Source organism: Paenibacillus sp. P36, from assembly GCF_045866505.1.
Taxonomy (GTDB): Bacteria; Bacillota; Bacilli; order Paenibacillales; family NBRC-103111; genus Paenibacillus_E; species Paenibacillus_E chondroitinus.
In genome coordinates, this window is the sequence record NZ_AP038372.1 from 5,080,356 (window position 1) to 5,098,827 (window position 18,472).

The window sequence follows — 18,472 nt, forward strand, 5'->3', positions numbered from 1 at the left end:
GGACCCTCATCCCTTATAAAATTCGTGAATCAATCGTTCTTGAGCTTCTTCATAGGTTAGTTTTTCACTCGTTTTTTGCTTGGTGAAGTCCCATATGGCTTCAATATGATCCATGGCAACATCAATATTTGGATTAGAACCTTTTTGGTACGCCCCGATATTGATAAGGTCTTCCGAATCTTTATATATAGAGAGAAGTCGCTTTAAGTGATCTGCAGCTTCCATGTGTTCAGAAGGCACAATTTCTTTCATTACACGGCTTACACTGGACAAAACGTCAATGGCGGGATAATGGCCTTTATTGGCAATGCTGCGGTTTAGAACAATATGACCGTCGAGAATCCCTCGAACAGCATCAGCAATTGGCTCGTTCATATCATCACCGTCAACTAGCACCGTATAAAAAGCAGTAATGGATCCTTTCGGCCCGGTACCTGATCGCTCAAGCAGCCGTGGCAGCATAGCAAAGACCGAAGGCGTATAGCCTCGAGTTGCCGGAGGTTCCCCTACAGCAAGGCCAACTTCACGCTGTGCCATTGCAAACCGAGTGACGGAGTCCATCATCATCATCACATTTAGACCGCGATCACGAAAATACTCAGCGATGCTTGTAGCGATCATTGCTCCTTTGATACGGATAAGCGCAGGCTGATCAGATGTTGCAACGATAACGACTGATCTTGCTAATCCTTCGGGACCTAGATCTCTTTCGATAAAGTCCAAGACCTCTCTGCCCCGCTCACCGATAAGTGCAATGACGTTAACATCAGCAGAAGTATTACGGGCAATCATTCCCATTAGCGTACTTTTACCAACACCAGAACCTGCAAAAATACCAACGCGCTGACCTTTGCCAATTGTCAATAATCCATCAATGCATCGAACACCTACAGAGATTGGATTCAGCACTCTCGGCCGAGTTAGTGGATTGCCCGGCGCATTATTCGTAGAATATTGAGCCATTCTTGAAGGCAAGAACGAACCATCCAATGGTTGTCCCAATCCGTCCAGCACTTTACCAAGAAGTTCATGGCCTACTTGAACAGTAAGTGGTTTCCCTGTACCGACAACATCGCAACCAGGCCCAATAGAGTCCAAATCGCCTAATGGCATCAGCACGACTTTATTGCTGCGAAAACCAACGACTTCCGCTTTCAAAGGCTTATTGGATTTATGCGGGTAAATATAGCAGAGATCGCCAATGCTCACATCCGGCCCTTCCGATTCAACCGTCAACCCAATCACTTGTGTTACTTTTCCATTAACACGAATGGGGTCGATGGCATGCAAATGTTCTTTGTACTTATCTACTTTTGGTAATGCACTGCTCATGATCCTGTACCCTCACTTTGAGTGGCCAACTGTTGCAGAGCTGATTTTATTTCTTTCAGCTGCGTATCGATGCGAGCATCAATACTTCCAAATGAAGAGCGAATCACACATCCACGATCTTGCACCGTGGAATCAGGAATGATTTGCAATTCAGCCTGTGAATCAATAGAAGTTAGCAGCTCCTCACGCGCATCTTGAATGTAAGCGAATTGTGATGGAGATACGCATAAAGCAATGATCCCTTTTTCGCGTCTGCGCGACAGAACGGTTTGAATCAACTCAATAACCCATTCTGGATTTAAGGTTAACTGTTTGCCTATGATTTTCTCAGCTATGGATGTGCTTAATTCGATTAAGAATGGCTCAGATTCCTGAATGATCTGCTGCTTAAGTTTGTAGGATTGCTCCAGAATACCTTGAGCTTCCGTTAGCATTTCACTGTATTCCTGTCTAAGCGCATCTTCAGCTTGAGCAATTCCTTGTTGGTAGCCTTCTTCAAAACCAGCCTGCCTGGATTGAGCGACATGCTCTTCATCTTCTGCACGGCGTGTTTGCCACCAAGCATTAATTTCTTCCTGCGTTTGTTCACGAAGAGTCGTACATTCCTGCATAGCCTGATGAATCTGCTCATTGGCAAAAGCTTCAGCATCTTGAAGAATTTGATCTTTCAAATTCGTCGCTTCCGTTATTTCCTGCTGTTGTTCGGGAGTTAGCTGATCACTCGCATCAAGATCTCCATTCAAGTGAAATGGTGAGATCGTTTCAACCAATTTCTTATCATCTACAGCATAATAAGCAAATGATTTAATGATATTAGACAATAATATCGTCTCCTCCACCACGTGCAATGATGATTTCACCCGATTCCTCTAGGCGGCGGATTGTAGCAACAATTCTCGTTTGAGCTTCTTCAACGTCACGCAAACGAACAGGACCCATAAATTCCATTTCTTCCTTGAATGTCTCTGCCATCCGTTTGGACATATTTTTGAATAGAACATCACGCACTTCTTCACTCGCAACTTTGAGTGCCAGTTGTAAATCAGCATTCTCAATATCACGAATAATTCGCTGTATAGAGCGATTATCAATATTAACGATATCTTCGAAGACAAACATCCGTTTCTTGATCTCTTCAGCTAATTCAGGATCTTGAATTTCCAGTGAATCAAGGATGGTACGCTCCGTCCCCCTGTCAACCCCATTCAAAATTTGAACGATAGACGCAATGCCTCCAGCATTTGTGTAATCCTGCGTAACAGTTGACGAAAGTTTTTGTTCCAATACACGTTCTACCTGACTGATCACTTCAGGAGAAGTGCTGTCCATCAAGGCAATACGTTTTGCAACATCGGCTTGTTTTTCTTGCGGCAACGAAGACAAGATGATAGACGCTTGATCCGCCTGTAAATAGGACAAGACTAACGCAATGGTTTGCGAATTTTCATTTTGAATAAAGTTAAGAATTTGAGCAGGATCCGCTTTTCTGGCAAAGTCAAAAGGTCTCACCTGCAATGTAGCTGTCAGACGATTAATGATATCAAGTGCTTTTTGAGAACCAAGCGCTTTCTCCAAGATATCCTTAGCGTAAGCAATACCGCCTTGTGAAATAAATTCTTGTGCAAGACAGATCTGATGAAATTCAGAGAGAATCGCTTCTTTTTCGAAAGAATCTACTTTCCTTACATTTGCAATCTCCAGTGTTAACTGCTCAATCTCTTCTTCTCGTAAATGTTTAAATATTTGAGCAGACACCTCAGGGCCTAAACTGATCAAAAGAATGGCTGCCTTTTGTCGTCCGGTTAACCCGTTTACAGCAGCTTTGGCCATACAAGTGCACCTCTATTCGTCTACTAACCAAGTCCGAAGCAGATTGACAAAGTCTTCTGGTCGCTTTTTCGCAAGAGTTTCTAACTGCTTGCGCACTTGATTGTCATTAGTTACATTTTCAATATCAATCGTCGGAAGTTCCGCTTTATTTGCTGCAATGTTCAGATCTTGTTCCATTAATTGTCGTGCAGCTTTTCTACGTTTTCTAATTGCAAATCCAGCAATCGCACCAATCGCTAGTGCTGCTAGAGCCAATCCAGCATAAGTTAAGTACGTTGTTGTTTTTGAAGCAAATGTATCTGCTGGCCGTGCAAAAGTATGAGCAAGAACTGTAACTTTTTTCTGCAATTCATCGTCAGTATATGTAACCTTATTATCTGCCAGTGCGGTCCTCACAATATTTACCAAAGCGGTTTGCACAGCAGTTTTCGTCTCTGCAGTCAAAGAAGTCGGATCGTCTTTAACCGGTGGTTCGATTCCGACATTAATGCTTAAATCTTTTACCACATACGGTGTTGCCACAATGTCATTCGTAATCCGATTCACTTCGTAGTTTACTGTCTTACTGTTTTTCTCGGTATTCGATTTACCGGAATTTGATGATCCTGGGTAACCGGGCACATCCGTCGTACCAGTACCAGGAACACCGCCTGTATCTGCCCCGTTATTTTGATAAGACTCGGATGCTTCTTGCAGGGAAATTTCCAGTCCTTTTTGATCTACTTGATTTGGCGCGGAGACGAGCTGTTCCTTACTCTTCTTTTGATCAAAGTTCATGGTAGAGAAAACACTCACATTTACTTTGTCGCGGCCAAACATCGTTCCGAGCATGTTCATAATATTTTTCTGCAAATCTTTTTGAAACTTATCGTTAATATCCGACTGGCTTGTAACTAAGCTCGAGGAGGACTGTCCACCTAATTTGGAAGAAACTAAACTTTGTCCATACTGATCTGAGATCGTGATATTCTCAACAGGAAGATTTTTGATACTGTGTGAAACCAAGTTATAGATTGTATCAATTTTACCTTGATCCAGTGTGTAACCTTGTTTCATTTGAAGAACAACGGATGCTGTTGCTTTTTCTTCCTGCTGTTGCAAGAAGGGACCATCCTCAGGAAGTGAAATAAGAACCTTCGAACCGGATATGGCTTGATTCGAGTTAATAAGCTGCTGCAACTCGCCTTGAATCGCATTTAAGTATTTCACTTTAAACTCGTTATCTGTGATACCAAATGAACTACTGTTGCTAAAAGCACCGAATCCTAGGGAACCATTTTTGTTCAAACCTTGTGACTCTACACCGAGTTTCACATTCGCTACTTCATTTGTAGGTACTTCGATGCTTTTACCATCAGCACTAAGTTTGTATGGAATTTTAGCTGTATCCAGGTAACCTTTGATCGCAGCCGCGTCGCTTGGCTGAAGTTCGGTAAATGCTAAGGAATATTCCGTCTTAGATAAATTAACACTGATAATTGCAGCCGTAAGAATCAAAAGGGCAACTGTTGCGATAAATGTTATTTTTGTTGTTCTACTATATCGATTCCAATACTGTTTTACTTTTTCCCAGTACTGGAGGAGATTCTCGTTCACTCCGTCACCCCATCGAACCAAAGTTTTAGCAGCATTTGGTTAATTACAGCTGCATTCTCATCATTTCTTGGTAAGCTTCAAGGACTTTATTTCTAACTTGCACCGTAAGTTCCAGACCTAATGATGCTTTTTCGGATGCAATCGTGAGCTGATGAACGTCTGAAAGCTCTCCTTTAATGAAACTTTGATTCAACTGATCAACTTGTTGTTGTTGGGCATTTAAATTCGTCATCGCTTCATTCAGAAAGGAGCCGAATTGTTTGCCCAGGTCAGCAGCACCTTCACCGGAGTTGTCTTTGGGTTGAACCGAGCTCATGATATTTATTGGACTATAGCTAATTTTGTCAATCATGCTGCAACCTCCCGATTAATTATCTACCGATCTCTAATGCCTTTGTAATCATGGATTTACTTGCATTAAGCGCGGTAACGTTAGCTTCATAAGATCTTGTCGCTGAAATCATATCAACCATCTCTTTAAGCACATCAACATTGGGCATGTAAACAAATCCATTTGCATCTGCATCAGGATGTGAAGGGTTATAAACTTGTTTGAGCGGCGACTGATCCTCGAAGATTTTGTTAACTCGTACTCCTTCGCCTGTTCCATCAGCCATAGCCGATTGCAAAGACTGTGCGAAACTCGGTTGTGATTTTGTTTCAAATGCAACTAACTTCCTCGTGTAGGGTACCCATTTCCCGTCTACAAACTTGGCACGTGTTGTATCCGCATTAGCAATATTCGATGAGACGACATCCATTCTTAAACGTTGCGCTGTCAGTGCTGATGAGCTGATGTCAAAACCGTTAGTAAGCCTCATTTGTTATTACTTCCCCCCTAATACTGTGCGCATTTTTTTAAACTCACTGTTCATTTGCTGAATCATTGTATTGTATTTCAGTTGGTTTTTAGCCATTAAAGACATCTCATAGTCCATATCGACATTGTTCAAGTTGTTGTTAATCGCTGTCGATTCATCGGTTTTAATTTCTGAATTCGGTAAATTTGTCGATTTGCCTATAAAGAAATGCTTAGGGTTTGTCCGATAACCTTCTATAGAGGGCGTTGATGAATTCATTTCACCTTGCAATAACTCTTCAAACAATACGTCTGAACGCTTAAAGTAAGGTGTGTCCACATTGGCAACGTTGTTCGCTACCACTTTTTGTCTGAGAGTCGAAGCATCAAGCGAACGCTCCATCAAGTTCCAACTGGGTTTGTCCAACAAAGACATGCACGTTACCCCCTTTCAATAGAGTATTCGACACTATACTTCCACATAGAAAGTATGTATTCCTTCTTATTTCGACATTATTCTCACAAAATAAATAGAAAAAGTTTCCTGTTGTAGAATTTTGTAAGTTCATTACCTTCCTAATCATCTAAGATATTCGCTTAAGTTACAATAAGAAAAAAGCCCTATCTTTTTTAGCAGACAGGGCTTTTCAATCTTGCCAAGCTATAGTTTCGTTTTTATCTGTTCGATGCTTTGTATTAATTGTTCATTTAAAATTCGGATATAAGTGCCCTTCATACCAAGCGAACGTGTCTCTATAACTCCGGCACTCTCCAGCTTACGAAGTGCATTCACGATTACAGAACGCGTAATCCCAACGCGATCAGCAATTTTACTCGCGACCAATAGCCCTTCTTTGCCATCCAATTCCTCGAAAATATGCTCTACAGCTTCCATTTCGCTAAAGGATAAAGAGCCTATTGCCACTTGAACGACAGCTTTACTTCTTGCTTCTTCTTCGATCTCTTCCGCTCTTTCTCTCAAGATCTCCATAGCGATTACTGTCGAACCATATTCAGCTAATATTAAGTCATCATCAATAAACAGGCTTTCATTACGACTTAAGATTAATGTCCCTAACCGGTCACCACCACCGATAATAGGGACTAGCGTCGTATGTGTGTAAGGAAACATGTCTTTCATTTGTTCTGTATAGTAATAATAGGGGCTGCTCGGTTCCGACGTCGACGTCGTTTCCTCTATCTTCAATAGAAGATTATTGGATTCAGACGGAAATCTGCGTTCAAGCAAAATCGCCTGATTCATTTCAGATGAAACAGGATCATTGGTCGTAGCATAACCTAGAATCTTCCCTTTACGACTGACGACATAGATATTCGCAATAACAATATCACGAAGAACTTCAGCCATATCCATAAAGCTAACCGCATTCCCTGCTTCCTTTTGCAGCAATCGATTTAGCCTTCTTGTTTTGTTTAATAAACTCATGTAACTGCCTCCTACTTACGTAACCCTGCAATCGCTCATTATAAAATGTATTGACTCAAATCTCTATTCTGAACAATACCGCTCAGTTTTTCGCGCACATATTCCGGATTGATGATGAAAGATTCCAATGTAAGCTCAGGGGCTTCAAAGGAAAGATCCTCAAGTAATTTTTCCAAAATTGTATGCAAACGACGTGCTCCGATATTTTCCGTGTTCTGATTGACCTCGACCGCAATTCGAGCAATTTCATGAATAGCTTCCTCAGCAAATTCAACGGTTATTCCTTCTGTTTGCAACAATGCCGTGTACTGTTTCGTCAGCGCATTTTTGGGCTCCTGCAAAATAGAAACAAAATCTTCAAGCGTTAAATCACTCAGTTCTACTCGAATCGGAAAACGCCCTTGAAGCTCTGGAATTAAATCCGAAGGTTTTGCAATATGGAAAGCTCCAGCACCAATAAATAAAACATAATCGGTTTTCACAGGTCCATATTTGGTTACAACGGTAGAACCTTCAACGATCGGGAGGATGTCTCGCTGTACGCCTTCGCGTGAAATATCCGGACCATTTCCGCCGCGGGAGCTGCTTGCTACTTTGTCGATTTCATCAATAAAAATGATGCCTGACTGCTCAGCGCGGTGAATGGATTCTTGAATAACATCGTCCATGTCAATCAATTTCTGTGCTTCCTCTTGCGTCAGAACTTTTCTTGCTTCTTTCACGGGAAGCTTACGTTTCTTCATCTTTTTCGGCATCAAGCTGCCAAACATCTCCTGCATATTCATGCCGGCTTGCTCGTTTCCTTGCCCTGCCAACATATCCAGCATGGAAGGCGATGAATCTTCGACCTCGATCTCGACGATCTCGTTTTCTAATTTACCACTAGTCAATTGTTCGGCGATTTGAGCCCTTTTTGACGAAAGATTTGGATCCGGCGCACTCTCTTCCTGCTCGGGTTGATTTTGGCCCCCAAACAACATTTCAAACGGATTTCGCTGCGATTTGGTGCGTGATGGACTTGGAGCCAGCAAAGAAACAATTCGCTCATTGGCTAATTTCTCTGCGCGGTCTTTGACTGCTTCCATGCGTTCGGATTTAACCATACGAATAGAGGTTTCAATTAAATCCCTTACCATCGATTCGACGTCACGGCCAACGTAACCTACCTCTGTGAATTTGGTTGCCTCCACTTTAATAAAAGGGGCTCCAACCAATTTTGCCAGTCTGCGTGCAATCTCAGTCTTACCTACGCCTGTTGGTCCAATCATCAGAATGTTTTTGGGAACAATCTCATCCCGCATGGCTTCATCCACCAGATTTCTCCGATAACGATTCCGCAAAGCAATAGCAACCGATTTTTTCGCTTTCTTCTGACCTACAATGTATCGATCTAATTCCTGTACAATTTGTTTAGGTGTTAGGGAGCTGTTTGCCATTCGGGTACCCTCCTAAAAAAGTGCGTAATCAATTCTGATTTACTCGATTTCTTCGACAATAATATTATGATTCGTGAACACGCAAATTTCAGCAGCTGTTGTAAGAGCAGCATGGGCAATCTCTTTGGCACTTAGCGATGGTGCATGACGATGTAATGCTCTACCCGCCGCCAATGCGAAACTGCCGCCAGAACCAATCGCCAGAATGCCATCATCCGGTTCAATAATCTCCCCATTGCCTGAGAGAAGCAATAAACCCGTAGCATCCATAACAATCATCATTGCTTCTAATCGACGTAATACGCGGTCTTGCCGCCAATCCTTCGTGAGTTCGACTGCAGCACGTTGTAAATTACCATGGTGTTCTTCGAGCTTGCCTTCAAACTTTTCAAAAAGGGTAATCGCATCAGCTACTGATCCTGCAAAACCTGCGATCACTTTCCCTCTATGTAAACGCCTCACCTTTTTGGCACTGCTCTTCATAATCATACTGTTGCCAAATGTAACCTGGCCATCTCCGGCTATTGCACCTTTACCTTGATGACGAATGGCAAAAATAGTTGTCGCATGGAATTGCGCCTGACTGGCATCCATCTCTTCTCACTCCTCCAATGGAATCTTACACCGGAAAACAAAATCTTGACTTGGTTTCGACCTAATAAAAAGAGATAAACCTCTAGCGAGGTCAATTTCACAATTAAGACCGCATCTAGAGGTAAATGTATGAGAAAACGAATGAATAATAATTCAAAACATAATTATAGTAACACAGTGAATAGTGTGATTACAACCTATTCAGCAATTGTTTTCGAAAAATTCTGAATACTCTCTATTGCACGATTAGCCAGTTTCTCGTATTTTTCTTTTTTATTCCGAATCCGCTCCGGAAGTTGTGGGAGCAATCCGAAATTCGCATTCATCGGTTGAAAATGTTTAAAGTCAGCTGTCGTAATGTAATGAGCCATGCTGCCTAATGTTGTTTCCTCCGGGAGCACCAAGCATGATTGTCCTTTTGCCAATCGACCGGCATTAAGTCCAGCGATTAAACCGGATGCAGCAGATTCCACATAACCTTCAACACCTGTCATTTGTCCTGCAAAAAACAGATTCTCACGACGCTTGTATTGATACGTCGGTTCAAGAAGCTTCGGCGAATTAATAAATGTGTTACGATGCATCACGCCATAACGGACGAATTCCGCTTCTTCCAAACCAGGAATCAAAGAGAGAACACGTTTTTGCTCGCCCCATTTCAAATGGGTTTGGAAACCAACCAAATTGTACAAGGTTCCCGCGGCGTTATCTTGACGAAGCTGTACGACGGCGTGCGGCAGTTTTCCGGTGTGCGGGTTAATCAATCCTACCGGCTTCATTGGCCCGAATAACACCGTCTGTTTACCACGCTTAGCCATGACCTCTAAAGGCATACATCCTTCGAAGTAGATCTCTTTTTCAAATTCCTTAAGTTCAGCTACCTCAGCCGTAATTAAGGCTTCATAGAAAACGTTAAATTCCTCTTCCGTCATCGGGCAATTGAGATAAGCAGCCTCACCTTTGTCGTAACGAGAAGCCAGGTAAACTTTATTCATATCAATGGAATCTTTCTCTACAATCGGTGCTGCCGCATCGTAGAAGTATAAGTATTCCTCACCCATTAGCTCTTTCAGTTGGGCAGACAAATCAGGGGAAGTTAACGGGCCGGAGGCTACCACAGTGATGCCTTCAGGCAAAACCTGCACTTCCTCGTTGATGACTTCAATGAGCGGATGGTTCCGCAGCGTTTGGGTAACGGCTTGGGAGAACCCATCACGGTCAACGGCTAAGGCTCCACCTGCCGGTACGGCGTGCTGGTCAGCGCAGGAGAGAATCAAAGAATCCATTCTTCTCATCTCTTCTTTCAGTACGCCAACTGCATTCGTCAAGCCATTGGATCTAAGGGAATTGCTGCACACCAGTTCCGCGAATTGATCTGTAATGTGAGCTGGTGTTTTACGGACATTACGCATTTCGTATAAAGTAACAGGCACACCTTGACGTGCAATCTGCCAAGCTGCTTCACTTCCAGCGAGTCCTGCACCGATGACTGTTACTCTTGGGTATTCTGGCAAAATCGGACACCTCTAATCTTTCATATCTTCGTTCTGATCTTCGTTTACTTCTTCTTTATGGTCGCAATTCGTACATTGAATGCTGAGGCCGTTCTTACTTCTTTTCTCGATCATCATCGAGCTGCAAACCGGACAAGGCTTGTTAACCGGCTTATCCCATGAGACAAAATCACAAGTAGGATATTGATCACAGCCGTAGAACACTCTGCCCTTCTTACTTCTGCGCTCTACAATCTTGCCTGCATGGCAGCTTGGGCATGTGACACCGATATCTTTGATGATCGGCTTCGTATTCCGGCATTCCGGGAATCCTGAACATGCGAGGAACTTGCCGAAGCGTCCCATTTTATAAACAAGGTGTCTGCCGCATTTTTCGCAAATTTCGTCAGATACTTCATCCTGAATTTCAATTTCCTTCATTTCTTCTTCGGCAAATTCAAGCCGTTTCTCAAAGGACGTATAGAAAGTATCCAGGACTCTTACCCAATCCTCTTTGCCTTCTTCTACAAAATCAAGTTCCTCTTCCATATGGGCTGTGAACTCAATATCGAGAATTTCAGGGAAAAATTCTTGCATCAATTGAATAACAAGCTCGCCCAACTCGGTAGGAACGAATTTTTTCTCCTCGATCGCAACGTAACCGCGCTTCTGAATCGTCTCCAGCGTCGGTGCATACGTACTTGGTCGGCCGATGCCCATTTCCTCGAGAGCTCTCACTAAACGGGCTTCCGTATACCGTGGAGGCGGTTGAGTAAAGTGTTGTTTGGGGTCAATGCTTTGTTTTTCCAAAACATCGCCTTTCGATAATGGTGGAAGCAATTTGTCCTCTTCCGTCGTTCCATCATCATTGCTTTCAACATAAACCTTCATAAAGCCCGCAAACTTCATTTTGGAGCCATTCGCCCGGAATACCGTGTCACCTGCGGTCAAATCGATGGTCATCGTATCCAAGATGGCGGATGACATTTGACTGGCAACAAAACGATCCCATACGAGTTTGTAAAGCCGATATTGGTCTCTGCTGAGGAATTCTTTCAATTGTTCGGGTTCGCGAAGCACGGAGGTAGGCCTGATTCCTTCATGCGCGTCTTGTGCATTTGCATTCTTTTTCGTGTACACACGAGGTGTTTCCGGATAAAATGCTGCACCATATTTCGTTATAATAAACTCTCTGGCTTCTTCCTGGGCAACAGGTGAAATCCGTGTTGAATCCGTACGCATGTACGTGATTAAACCAACCGTACCTTCTTTTCCCAAGTCTATTCCTTCATATAACTGCTGCGCAACAGACATCGTCTTGGACGCCCGGAAGTTCAATTTACGCGCTGCTTCTTGCTGCATGGAGCTCGTAATGAAAGGTGGAGACGGGTTACGCCCGCGCTCTTTCTCTTTCACTTCTTTCACGGTAAACTTCCCATTGCCCATTGCGGCCAAAACTTCGTTAACATCCTCTTGCGAATGCAGTTCCTTTTTCTCGCCGTTCATGCTGTGGTACTTCGCTTCGAATCCCGCTTTTCCCGCATCCAACAGTGCTGTAATGGACCAGTACTCTTCAGGCTCAAAAGCTTTGATCTCATTCTCACGATCTTGAATCAGTTTAACCGCGACGGACTGTACACGGCCCGCCGATAAACCTTTCTTCACTTTTTTCCAAAGTAAAGGGCTGATTTTATAACCTACAAGTCGATCCAATATCCGTCTAGCCTGTTGAGCATTAACAAGATCCTGATTGATGCGGCGAGGTGTTTTGAATGCGTCCTTCACAGCATCCTTCGTAATCTCATTAAATACAACACGGCATAGCTCATCTGAACCAACATCCAAATAATGCGCTAAATGCCAGGCAATCGCTTCACCCTCACGATCCGGGTCAGCCGCCAGATATATTTTTTTCACTTTTTTACTAGCATCTTTTAATTCTTTTAATATAGAACCTTTACCACGGATAGTTATGTATTTAGGCTCAAAGTTACGATCTACTTCTACGCCAATTTGGCTTTTCGGAAGGTCGCGAATATGACCCATCGAGGCTTTTACGATAAATTTGCTGCCTAAATACTTGCCGATGGTTTTGGCTTTAGCTGGTGACTCAACAATGACTAATGAATCTGCCATGATCGTCCTTCCTCCCCTCTTAATTTCAAGGTTAAGTCTATTGGCGAGAAGAAAAACTTCTTGAATAGCCTATGCTTGGATGTAGGTAGAACCTGGAAGCTGTTTAATCGCCTTTTTCAATAGTAAAGATAACAGAACTGCATGCAAATGTCCAAACGTAAATTGTCCGTCCTCCATGAGGGCATCAATTGAAATGGGTTCATTCGACAACTTACGGAAAATTTCGCCTTCCTCTTCCGAAAGTGAAAATAATGTCAACGGCTTATTTAGAGCACGTTTTTCATCTGAACTTATCATATAGTTGTAGTCGTCTACAATCTCTTCCACACGTGTAACTAATTTCGCGCCATCCTTTAAAAGCCTATGAACGCCGCTGCTTACACGCGAGTGAATGGGTCCTGGAATAGCGAACACATCCCGTGACTCATCGAGAGCAAACTCTACCGTTATCAGCGATCCGCTGTCTTCAGCTGCCTCAACGACCGTAATGCCTAATGACAATCCCGCAATAATGCGGTTCCGCTGCGGAAACATACCAGGCTTCATCCCTGTACCAATCGGGTATTCAGAAATGATAACTCCTTCTTGCTCAATATTTCGAAATAATAAAGCATTCTCACGCGGATAAATCTGATTGATAGCGCAACCAAGAACAGCTACCGTCTTTGACTTTCCTTGTAAGGCGCCGATATGAGCTTTGCTGTCAATTCCTCTTGCCAGCCCGCTAACAATACCGAATCCAGCACGTGAAAGCGCTGCTGCCCATTCCTCTGCAATCTTTTTCCCATAAGGCGTTGGCGTACGGGTTCCAACCATTCCCAGGAGTCGCCCATTCAGTATGGCTGATTTGCCTTTCACATATAAAACCCAAGGGGGCTGCGCAATTTCTTTCAATATCTGAGGGTACTCCTCATCCAAAATCGTTAGAATCTGAATGGATTGCTTCATATATAATTGAAGTCTTTCCTCAATGAAAGCATGAGTAAATCGGGAGGAAATTCGCTCAGCTACGGAAGCACGAATACCTTGAGCCGAGATTTCCGCTGCGGAGAGCTCAAATAAAACTTGCAGGTCTGGAAACCGGTTAACGAGCTGAAGCATGGTTTTCCAGCCGACCCCTTCAAGTTCATGAAGGCCAAATAAAATGATTCGATTATCCATTAGTATATACACTCCTTACTCGAATGACAAATCTTTGCAAAGCTAGAAAAACAAAAAACCTTCCAAATCCCTGTTTAAGGGAGTTGGAAGGTTGCTTACCTTCAAAAAGGCGAGACTATTTTTTTGTGATAACTTTGTCAAGCATACCTTTTTCTTCAAGTACGCTAACAAGCGTTGAACCCATTTCAGATGGCGTAGCCGCTACGCGGATTCCGCATCTTTCCATCGTTGCAACTTTCTCAGCTGCGGTACCTTTACCACCGGAAATAATCGCACCGGCATGGCCCATACGTTTTCCTGGAGGCGCAGTTTTACCGCCGATGAAACCAACTACCGGTTTCGTCATGTTGGCAGCAACCCACTCAGCCGCTTCTTCTTCTGCTGTTCCACCGATCTCACCGATCATGATGACAGCATAAGTGTCCGGATCTTCATTGAAACGTTTGAGGATATCGATAAACTCGGAACCTTTAACAGGGTCTCCACCGATACCAACAGCGGAGGATTGTCCAATACCGCGAGTTGTCAATTGGTGAACCGCTTCGTAAGTTAGTGTTCCGGAACGGGAAACAACACCTACGTGACCTGGTGTATGGATGTAACCTGGCATAATACCGATTTTGCACTCGCCTGGCGTGATAACGCCTGGGCAGTTTGGTCCGATTAGAACGGTTCTCTTGCCTTCCATGTAACGTTTCACGTTAACCATGTCAAGTACCGGAATACCTTCTGTGATACAGATAACGAGATCAAGATCAGCGTCAACCGCTTCAATAATGGACTCTGCTGCAAAAGCAGGTGGTACATAAATAACGGATGCTGTTGCACCAGTTGCATTTTTAGCTTCGATAACTGTGTTAAAAACCGGAAGTTGAACAAGCTCACCGTTTTCCAGTGTGATGTCTACTTTTGTTCCGCCTTTACCTGGGGTTACGCCACCAACCATTTGTGTGCCGTATTCAAGACCGCCTTTGGTATGAAACAAACCCGTAGCGCCGGTAATCCCTTGAGTAATGACTTTTGTATGTTTATTGACCAAAATACTCATGATCTTTTGTTCACATCCCCTATATTATTTAAAACCGCACGGGTTTAATTTATTTCACAAGTGCAACGATTTTTTGAGCGCCGTCTGCCATGGAGTCAGCAGCAACAATGTTCAAGCCGGATTCGTTAAGAATCTTTTTACCAAGTTCCACATTTGTTCCTTCAAGACGAACAACAAGCGGACGGGATAGACCTAGTTCTCTAGCTGCAGCAACAACGCCATCAGCAATTACGTCACAACGCATGATTCCGCCGAAGATGTTAACGAAAATCCCTTTAACTTGCTCATCGGACAAAATGATTTTGAATGCTTCTGTAACTTTCTCTTTCGTAGCACCGCCCCCTACGTCAAGGAAGTTAGCAGGGTCTCCGCCGTAGTGCTTGATGATGTCCATAGTAGCCATCGCAAGTCCTGCGCCGTTAACCATACAACCGATATTACCGTCAAGAGCAATGTAGCTCAAATCATATTTGGAAGCTTGAATTTCTTTCGCATCTTCCTCTTCAAGATCGCGAAGTTCAACGATATCTTTGTGACGGAAAAGAGCGTTAGAATCAAAGTTCAATTTAGCGTCAAGAGCCATAACGTCGCCGGAACCTGTAACAACCAATGGGTTAATTTCAGCGATGGAGCAGTCTTTTTCTACGAACGCTTTGTAAAGCGCAAGCATGAATTTAACCGCTTTGTTAACAAGCTCGTTAGGAATGTTGATCGAGTAAGCAAGTCTACGAGCTTGGAAAGATTGAAGACCGATCGCAGGATCTACAACTTCTTTGAAAATTTTCTCCGGAGAATGCTCAGCAACCTCCTCAATTTCCGTACCGCCTTCTTCAGAAGCCATCATAACGACGCTACCTGTCGCACGGTCAACAACAACACCAACATAATATTCTTTTTTAATGTCACAACCTTCTTCGATCAAAAGGCGTTTAACTTCTTTACCTTCAGGACCTGTTTGGTGAGTGACAAGCACTTTGCCAAGAATTTCGCTAGCATATGTACGAACTTCGTCGAGGTTTCTAGCTACCTTAACGCCGCCTGCTTTACCGCGACCTCCGGCATGAATTTGCGCCTTAACTACGACGACGGATGTTCCGAGTTCTTTTGCAGCTGCAACAGCTTCATCTACGGTGAAAGCAACTTTCCCGTTAGGAACGCTGACTCCGTACTGTCTCAGGACTTCTTTGCCTTGGTACTCATGGATATTCATTTCCTAAAATCCTCCTATCAGTATGGACTTTCTATACGTGCTATACAGGGGAAAAAGTGTAATTTCCTATGTGTGTTGTGCACGAAATAAATCTTGCTGCCGGAATTAGTATCACACTTCTTCACAAGCCCTAACCATTGTATCACTAATTTTCGACAGTTTCCTTATTTTTTTCGTTAATCCATTCAAATTTTCCTTTCACGCTGAAAAACTTTCCCTATCACTTACGACCATCAAACGCCCACATCTGTGTTTAAATGACAAAAATGTTCATAAAAAAGACGTATTTTTCACTTGAAAAATACGTCTACCTCTTTATTTGTCAATAATGCGGCGTTGTAGGAGTATTCATTCGCGGTTCGCGCTCCGCTTGTTTAATAAATCTCATCTCATTTCCAGTAAAGCTGCAAACTAGACATTGAATCATCGGTTCTTCCTCAGGAATCGCATCAGGGTCATTGAATTCCGTTATATTGCCGGATAGTGCATCTTTCAGAAACGGCTGCGCATAGCTGGTAATTACACTGAATTTAATACGATTAGAACGGCAGTTTGGACAAAAATACGGCTTCTCCTGCATATCATCACCTCATCTTCCAGTATGTGCATATAGACATTATTTAAAACGTAAAAAAACCATTTATGGATTGCGTAAATTTTCCATTTTCTATACAATAGAGGAAATAAAACGGATCAATAAGGAAGCACCTTTTATCCTCATGAACAGTAGCTGAACCTGCTGCTCTACTAAGGAGAGGAAGGTGTTTATTGTATGTACGGCAAAGTCTGGAGCGCTTGTTTGCAAGGAATTGAAGGAAAAACAATCGAAGTAGAGGTTGATATCTCAAGCGGTTTACCTCAAATGAACTTAGTGGGACTTCCGGATTCCGCCATACGTGAATCTGTGGAGAGAGTTCGTACGTCTATCAAAAATTGCGGATATACGTTTCCTATGGATCGAATCACGGTGAATCTAGCACCAGCAGACTTGCGCAAAGAGGGCTCCTCTTTCGATTTGGCGATTGCGGTTGCTATTTTACTAACGACAGGTCAGGTTAGCAGTGAATTTTTACACAAGACCTTATTCTTAGGCGAATTAGCATTGGACGGATCACTTCGGCCTGTTCCCGGCGTGTTATCTATGACGCATGCAGCAAAAAAGTTAGGCATCAACCGAGTCTGTGTCCCTCTCTCCAATGCCTCTGAAGCCGCACTAATTGACAGCATGGAAGTTTGCGGGATAACCAATCTCTCTGATTTTAGAAATTGGAATCGACAATCTCATCACGAGTATCTATTAAATAGTCATACGAGCAGTCAGAATGGATTTTCGACATTTTCCTCAATAACTCAACAGGATATCGAAGATTATGCCGATGTCAACGGGCAGCACCAAGTCAAACGAGCGATCATGATAGCTGCTGCAGGCATGCATAATATTTTATTAATCGGCCCTCCCGGAACCGGAAAAACCATGTTGGTAAAGCGCATGCCTTCCATTTTACCCCCAATGTCGGATCACGAAGCACTGGAAGTTACCAAAATCTACAGCGCCTCTGGCAAGCTCATAGATCGCTCCTCGCTAATGCGCACTCGATCATTTCGAGCTCCGCACCACACCATATCGGCCGCAGGGCTGGTTGGAGGTGGAACGATACCGAAACCAGGCGAAGTCAGTTTAGCTCACCGTGGAATCCTGTTTCTGGACGAGCTGCCGGAGTTTACACGAAATGCACTCGAAGTTCTTAGACAGCCACTGGAGGAGCGCTCTGTTACAATCGCTAGAGCACGAGCGGTTTATACATTTCCTTCGCAGTTTATTTTAGCTGCTGCCATGAATCCTTGCCCCTGCGGCTATTACGGAGCAGAAAATGAAGCAAATGCCTGTATTTGCTCGCACGCAAAAATCGTTCAGTACCGTTCCAAAATATCCGGTCCTCTCCTTGATCGCATCGATCTCCATGTGGAGGTGCCTAAACCGAGTTATGCTCAGTTAAAAGAGCACACAATCAATAATCCTTTATCATCCTCGGAAATGTTGGAGAAAGTTTTAATTGCCCATCAGCGACAGCAAAAGCGCTATGCAGGCACCGGCATTCAGCATAATAATGAATTAAGCGGTACTCGAATGAGACAAATTTGCCAGCTGACGGCCGAAGGAGAACAGCTGCTGAGCGCATCCTTTGAGGCTCTTGGACTAAGCGCTAGAGCCCATGACCGCATTCTTCGATTAGCTTTAACGATTGCAGACTTAGAGGAAAGTGATCGCATTCTGTCTCATCACTTGGCTGAGGCCATTCAATACCGGAATCTCGATAAGCAGCAAAAAGAGCAAGAAGGATGACACAAATAAGAGCCTTTTGAGCCCGTTCGTTTTATCTACGAATCAG

General features: G+C 43.4%; 17 protein-coding genes. 1 reads left to right on the forward strand and 16 read right to left on the reverse strand.

What is annotated here, in order from left to right:
* Window positions 1–6: 6 nt before the first annotated feature.
* The 16 genes from fliI to ACKTT9_RS22905 form a co-directional block, all read right to left on the reverse strand.
* Window positions 7–1,332: a flagellar protein export ATPase FliI gene (gene fliI, locus ACKTT9_RS22830; protein ID WP_127451082.1), complete on the reverse strand. Its 1,326-nt coding sequence runs from the start codon at window positions 1,330–1,332 to the stop codon at window positions 7–9.
* Window positions 1,329–2,153 carry a FliH/SctL family protein gene (locus ACKTT9_RS22835; RefSeq protein ID WP_407867756.1) on the reverse strand — a complete coding sequence of 275 codons (825 nt, stop codon included), beginning with the start codon at window positions 2,151–2,153 and terminating at the stop codon, window positions 1,329–1,331. The genes fliI and ACKTT9_RS22835 overlap by 4 nt, the downstream gene beginning before the upstream one ends.
* Window positions 2,146–3,162 carry a flagellar motor switch protein FliG gene (gene fliG / locus ACKTT9_RS22840; RefSeq protein ID WP_127451086.1) on the reverse strand — a complete coding sequence of 339 codons (1,017 nt, stop codon included), beginning with the start codon at window positions 3,160–3,162 and terminating at the stop codon, window positions 2,146–2,148. Before fliG ends, ACKTT9_RS22835 begins: the two co-directional genes overlap by 8 nt.
* Before the next feature lie 12 nt (window positions 3,163–3,174).
* Window positions 3,175–4,758: a flagellar basal-body MS-ring/collar protein FliF gene (gene fliF, locus ACKTT9_RS22845; protein ID WP_407867757.1), complete on the reverse strand. Its 1,584-nt coding sequence runs from the start codon at window positions 4,756–4,758 to the stop codon at window positions 3,175–3,177.
* Window positions 4,759–4,801: 43 nt separating this feature from the next.
* A complete protein-coding gene (gene fliE, locus ACKTT9_RS22850; protein ID WP_127451090.1) occupies window positions 4,802–5,110 on the reverse strand; it encodes a flagellar hook-basal body complex protein FliE in 309 nt (102 codons plus the stop codon).
* 19 nt (window positions 5,111–5,129) lie between these two features.
* Window positions 5,130–5,579, reverse strand: a complete 450-nt coding sequence (flgC, locus tag ACKTT9_RS22855; RefSeq protein ID WP_407867758.1) for a flagellar basal body rod protein FlgC — start codon at window positions 5,577–5,579, stop codon at window positions 5,130–5,132.
* Between the two features lie 6 nt (window positions 5,580–5,585).
* The gene (flgB, locus tag ACKTT9_RS22860; RefSeq protein WP_407867759.1) at window positions 5,586–5,993 is read right to left on the reverse strand and encodes a flagellar basal body rod protein FlgB; all 408 of its coding nucleotides are present in this window, start codon (window positions 5,991–5,993) and stop codon (window positions 5,586–5,588) included.
* A gap of 225 nt (window positions 5,994–6,218) precedes the next feature.
* Window positions 6,219–7,004, reverse strand: coding sequence for a GTP-sensing pleiotropic transcriptional regulator CodY (codY, locus tag ACKTT9_RS22865; RefSeq protein ID WP_127451096.1), 786 nt, complete (start codon window positions 7,002–7,004; stop codon window positions 6,219–6,221).
* 38 nt (window positions 7,005–7,042) lie between these two features.
* Window positions 7,043–8,440, reverse strand: coding sequence for an ATP-dependent protease ATPase subunit HslU (gene hslU, locus ACKTT9_RS22870; RefSeq protein WP_127451098.1), 1,398 nt, complete (start codon window positions 8,438–8,440; stop codon window positions 7,043–7,045).
* Between the two features lie 39 nt (window positions 8,441–8,479).
* A complete protein-coding gene (gene hslV, locus ACKTT9_RS22875; RefSeq protein WP_127451100.1) occupies window positions 8,480–9,034 on the reverse strand; it encodes an ATP-dependent protease subunit HslV in 555 nt (184 codons plus the stop codon).
* Between the two features lie 197 nt (window positions 9,035–9,231).
* Window positions 9,232–10,548, reverse strand: a complete 1,317-nt coding sequence (gene trmFO / locus ACKTT9_RS22880) for an FADH(2)-oxidizing methylenetetrahydrofolate--tRNA-(uracil(54)-C(5))-methyltransferase TrmFO (RefSeq protein WP_407867760.1) — start codon at window positions 10,546–10,548, stop codon at window positions 9,232–9,234.
* Between the two features lie 12 nt (window positions 10,549–10,560).
* Complete coding sequence (topA, locus tag ACKTT9_RS22885; RefSeq protein WP_157321263.1) at window positions 10,561–12,663, reverse strand: type I DNA topoisomerase; 2,103 nt, start codon at window positions 12,661–12,663, stop codon at window positions 10,561–10,563.
* 69 nt (window positions 12,664–12,732) lie between these two features.
* Window positions 12,733–13,824: a DNA-processing protein DprA gene (gene dprA, locus ACKTT9_RS22890; protein WP_407867761.1), complete on the reverse strand. Its 1,092-nt coding sequence runs from the start codon at window positions 13,822–13,824 to the stop codon at window positions 12,733–12,735.
* A 115-nt stretch (window positions 13,825–13,939) separates the two neighbouring features.
* Entirely contained in the window at window positions 13,940–14,872 is a 933-nt protein-coding gene (gene sucD / locus ACKTT9_RS22895; RefSeq protein ID WP_127451108.1) for a succinate--CoA ligase subunit alpha, read from the reverse strand.
* 49 nt (window positions 14,873–14,921) lie between these two features.
* Complete coding sequence (gene sucC / locus ACKTT9_RS22900; protein WP_407867762.1) at window positions 14,922–16,082, reverse strand: ADP-forming succinate--CoA ligase subunit beta; 1,161 nt, start codon at window positions 16,080–16,082, stop codon at window positions 14,922–14,924.
* A gap of 322 nt (window positions 16,083–16,404) precedes the next feature.
* The gene (locus ACKTT9_RS22905; protein WP_127451112.1) at window positions 16,405–16,662 is read right to left on the reverse strand and encodes a hypothetical protein; all 258 of its coding nucleotides are present in this window, start codon (window positions 16,660–16,662) and stop codon (window positions 16,405–16,407) included.
* A 192-nt stretch (window positions 16,663–16,854) separates the two neighbouring features.
* Between ACKTT9_RS22905 and ACKTT9_RS22910 the strand changes: the two genes are divergently transcribed.
* Window positions 16,855–18,426 carry a YifB family Mg chelatase-like AAA ATPase gene (locus ACKTT9_RS22910; RefSeq protein ID WP_407867763.1) on the forward strand — a complete coding sequence of 524 codons (1,572 nt, stop codon included), beginning with the start codon at window positions 16,855–16,857 and terminating at the stop codon, window positions 18,424–18,426.
* Window positions 18,427–18,472 lie beyond the last annotated feature (46 nt).

What these genes read in the sequence shown, in the direction of transcription:
- dprA (WP_407867761.1), bottom strand. Translation starts at nt 13,824, where the DNA reads ATGGATAATCGAATCATTTTATTTGGCCTTCATGAACTTGAAGGGGTC.
- codY (WP_127451096.1), bottom strand. Translation starts at nt 7,004, where the DNA reads ATGAGTTTATTAAACAAAACAAGAAGGCTAAATCGATTGCTGCAAAAG.
- fliG (WP_127451086.1), bottom strand. Translation starts at nt 3,162, where the DNA reads ATGGCCAAAGCTGCTGTAAACGGGTTAACCGGACGACAAAAGGCAGCC.
- fliI (WP_127451082.1), bottom strand. Translation starts at nt 1,332, where the DNA reads ATGAGCAGTGCATTACCAAAAGTAGATAAGTACAAAGAACATTTGCAT.
- hslU (WP_127451098.1), bottom strand. Translation starts at nt 8,440, where the DNA reads ATGGCAAACAGCTCCCTAACACCTAAACAAATTGTACAGGAATTAGAT.
- hslV (WP_127451100.1), bottom strand. Translation starts at nt 9,034, where the DNA reads ATGGATGCCAGTCAGGCGCAATTCCATGCGACAACTATTTTTGCCATT.
- ACKTT9_RS22905 (WP_127451112.1), bottom strand. Translation starts at nt 16,662, where the DNA reads ATGCAGGAGAAGCCGTATTTTTGTCCAAACTGCCGTTCTAATCGTATT.
- topA (WP_157321263.1), bottom strand. Translation starts at nt 12,663, where the DNA reads ATGGCAGATTCATTAGTCATTGTTGAGTCACCAGCTAAAGCCAAAACC.
- sucD (WP_127451108.1), bottom strand. Translation starts at nt 14,872, where the DNA reads ATGAGTATTTTGGTCAATAAACATACAAAAGTCATTACTCAAGGGATT.
- flgC (WP_407867758.1), bottom strand. Translation starts at nt 5,579, where the DNA reads ATGAGGCTTACTAACGGTTTTGACATCAGCTCATCAGCACTGACAGCG.
- fliE (WP_127451090.1), bottom strand. Translation starts at nt 5,110, where the DNA reads ATGATTGACAAAATTAGCTATAGTCCAATAAATATCATGAGCTCGGTT.
- sucC (WP_407867762.1), bottom strand. Translation starts at nt 16,082, where the DNA reads ATGAATATCCATGAGTACCAAGGCAAAGAAGTCCTGAGACAGTACGGA.
- flgB (WP_407867759.1), bottom strand. Translation starts at nt 5,993, where the DNA reads ATGTCTTTGTTGGACAAACCCAGTTGGAACTTGATGGAGCGTTCGCTT.
- ACKTT9_RS22910 (WP_407867763.1), top strand. Translation starts at nt 16,855, where the DNA reads ATGTACGGCAAAGTCTGGAGCGCTTGTTTGCAAGGAATTGAAGGAAAA.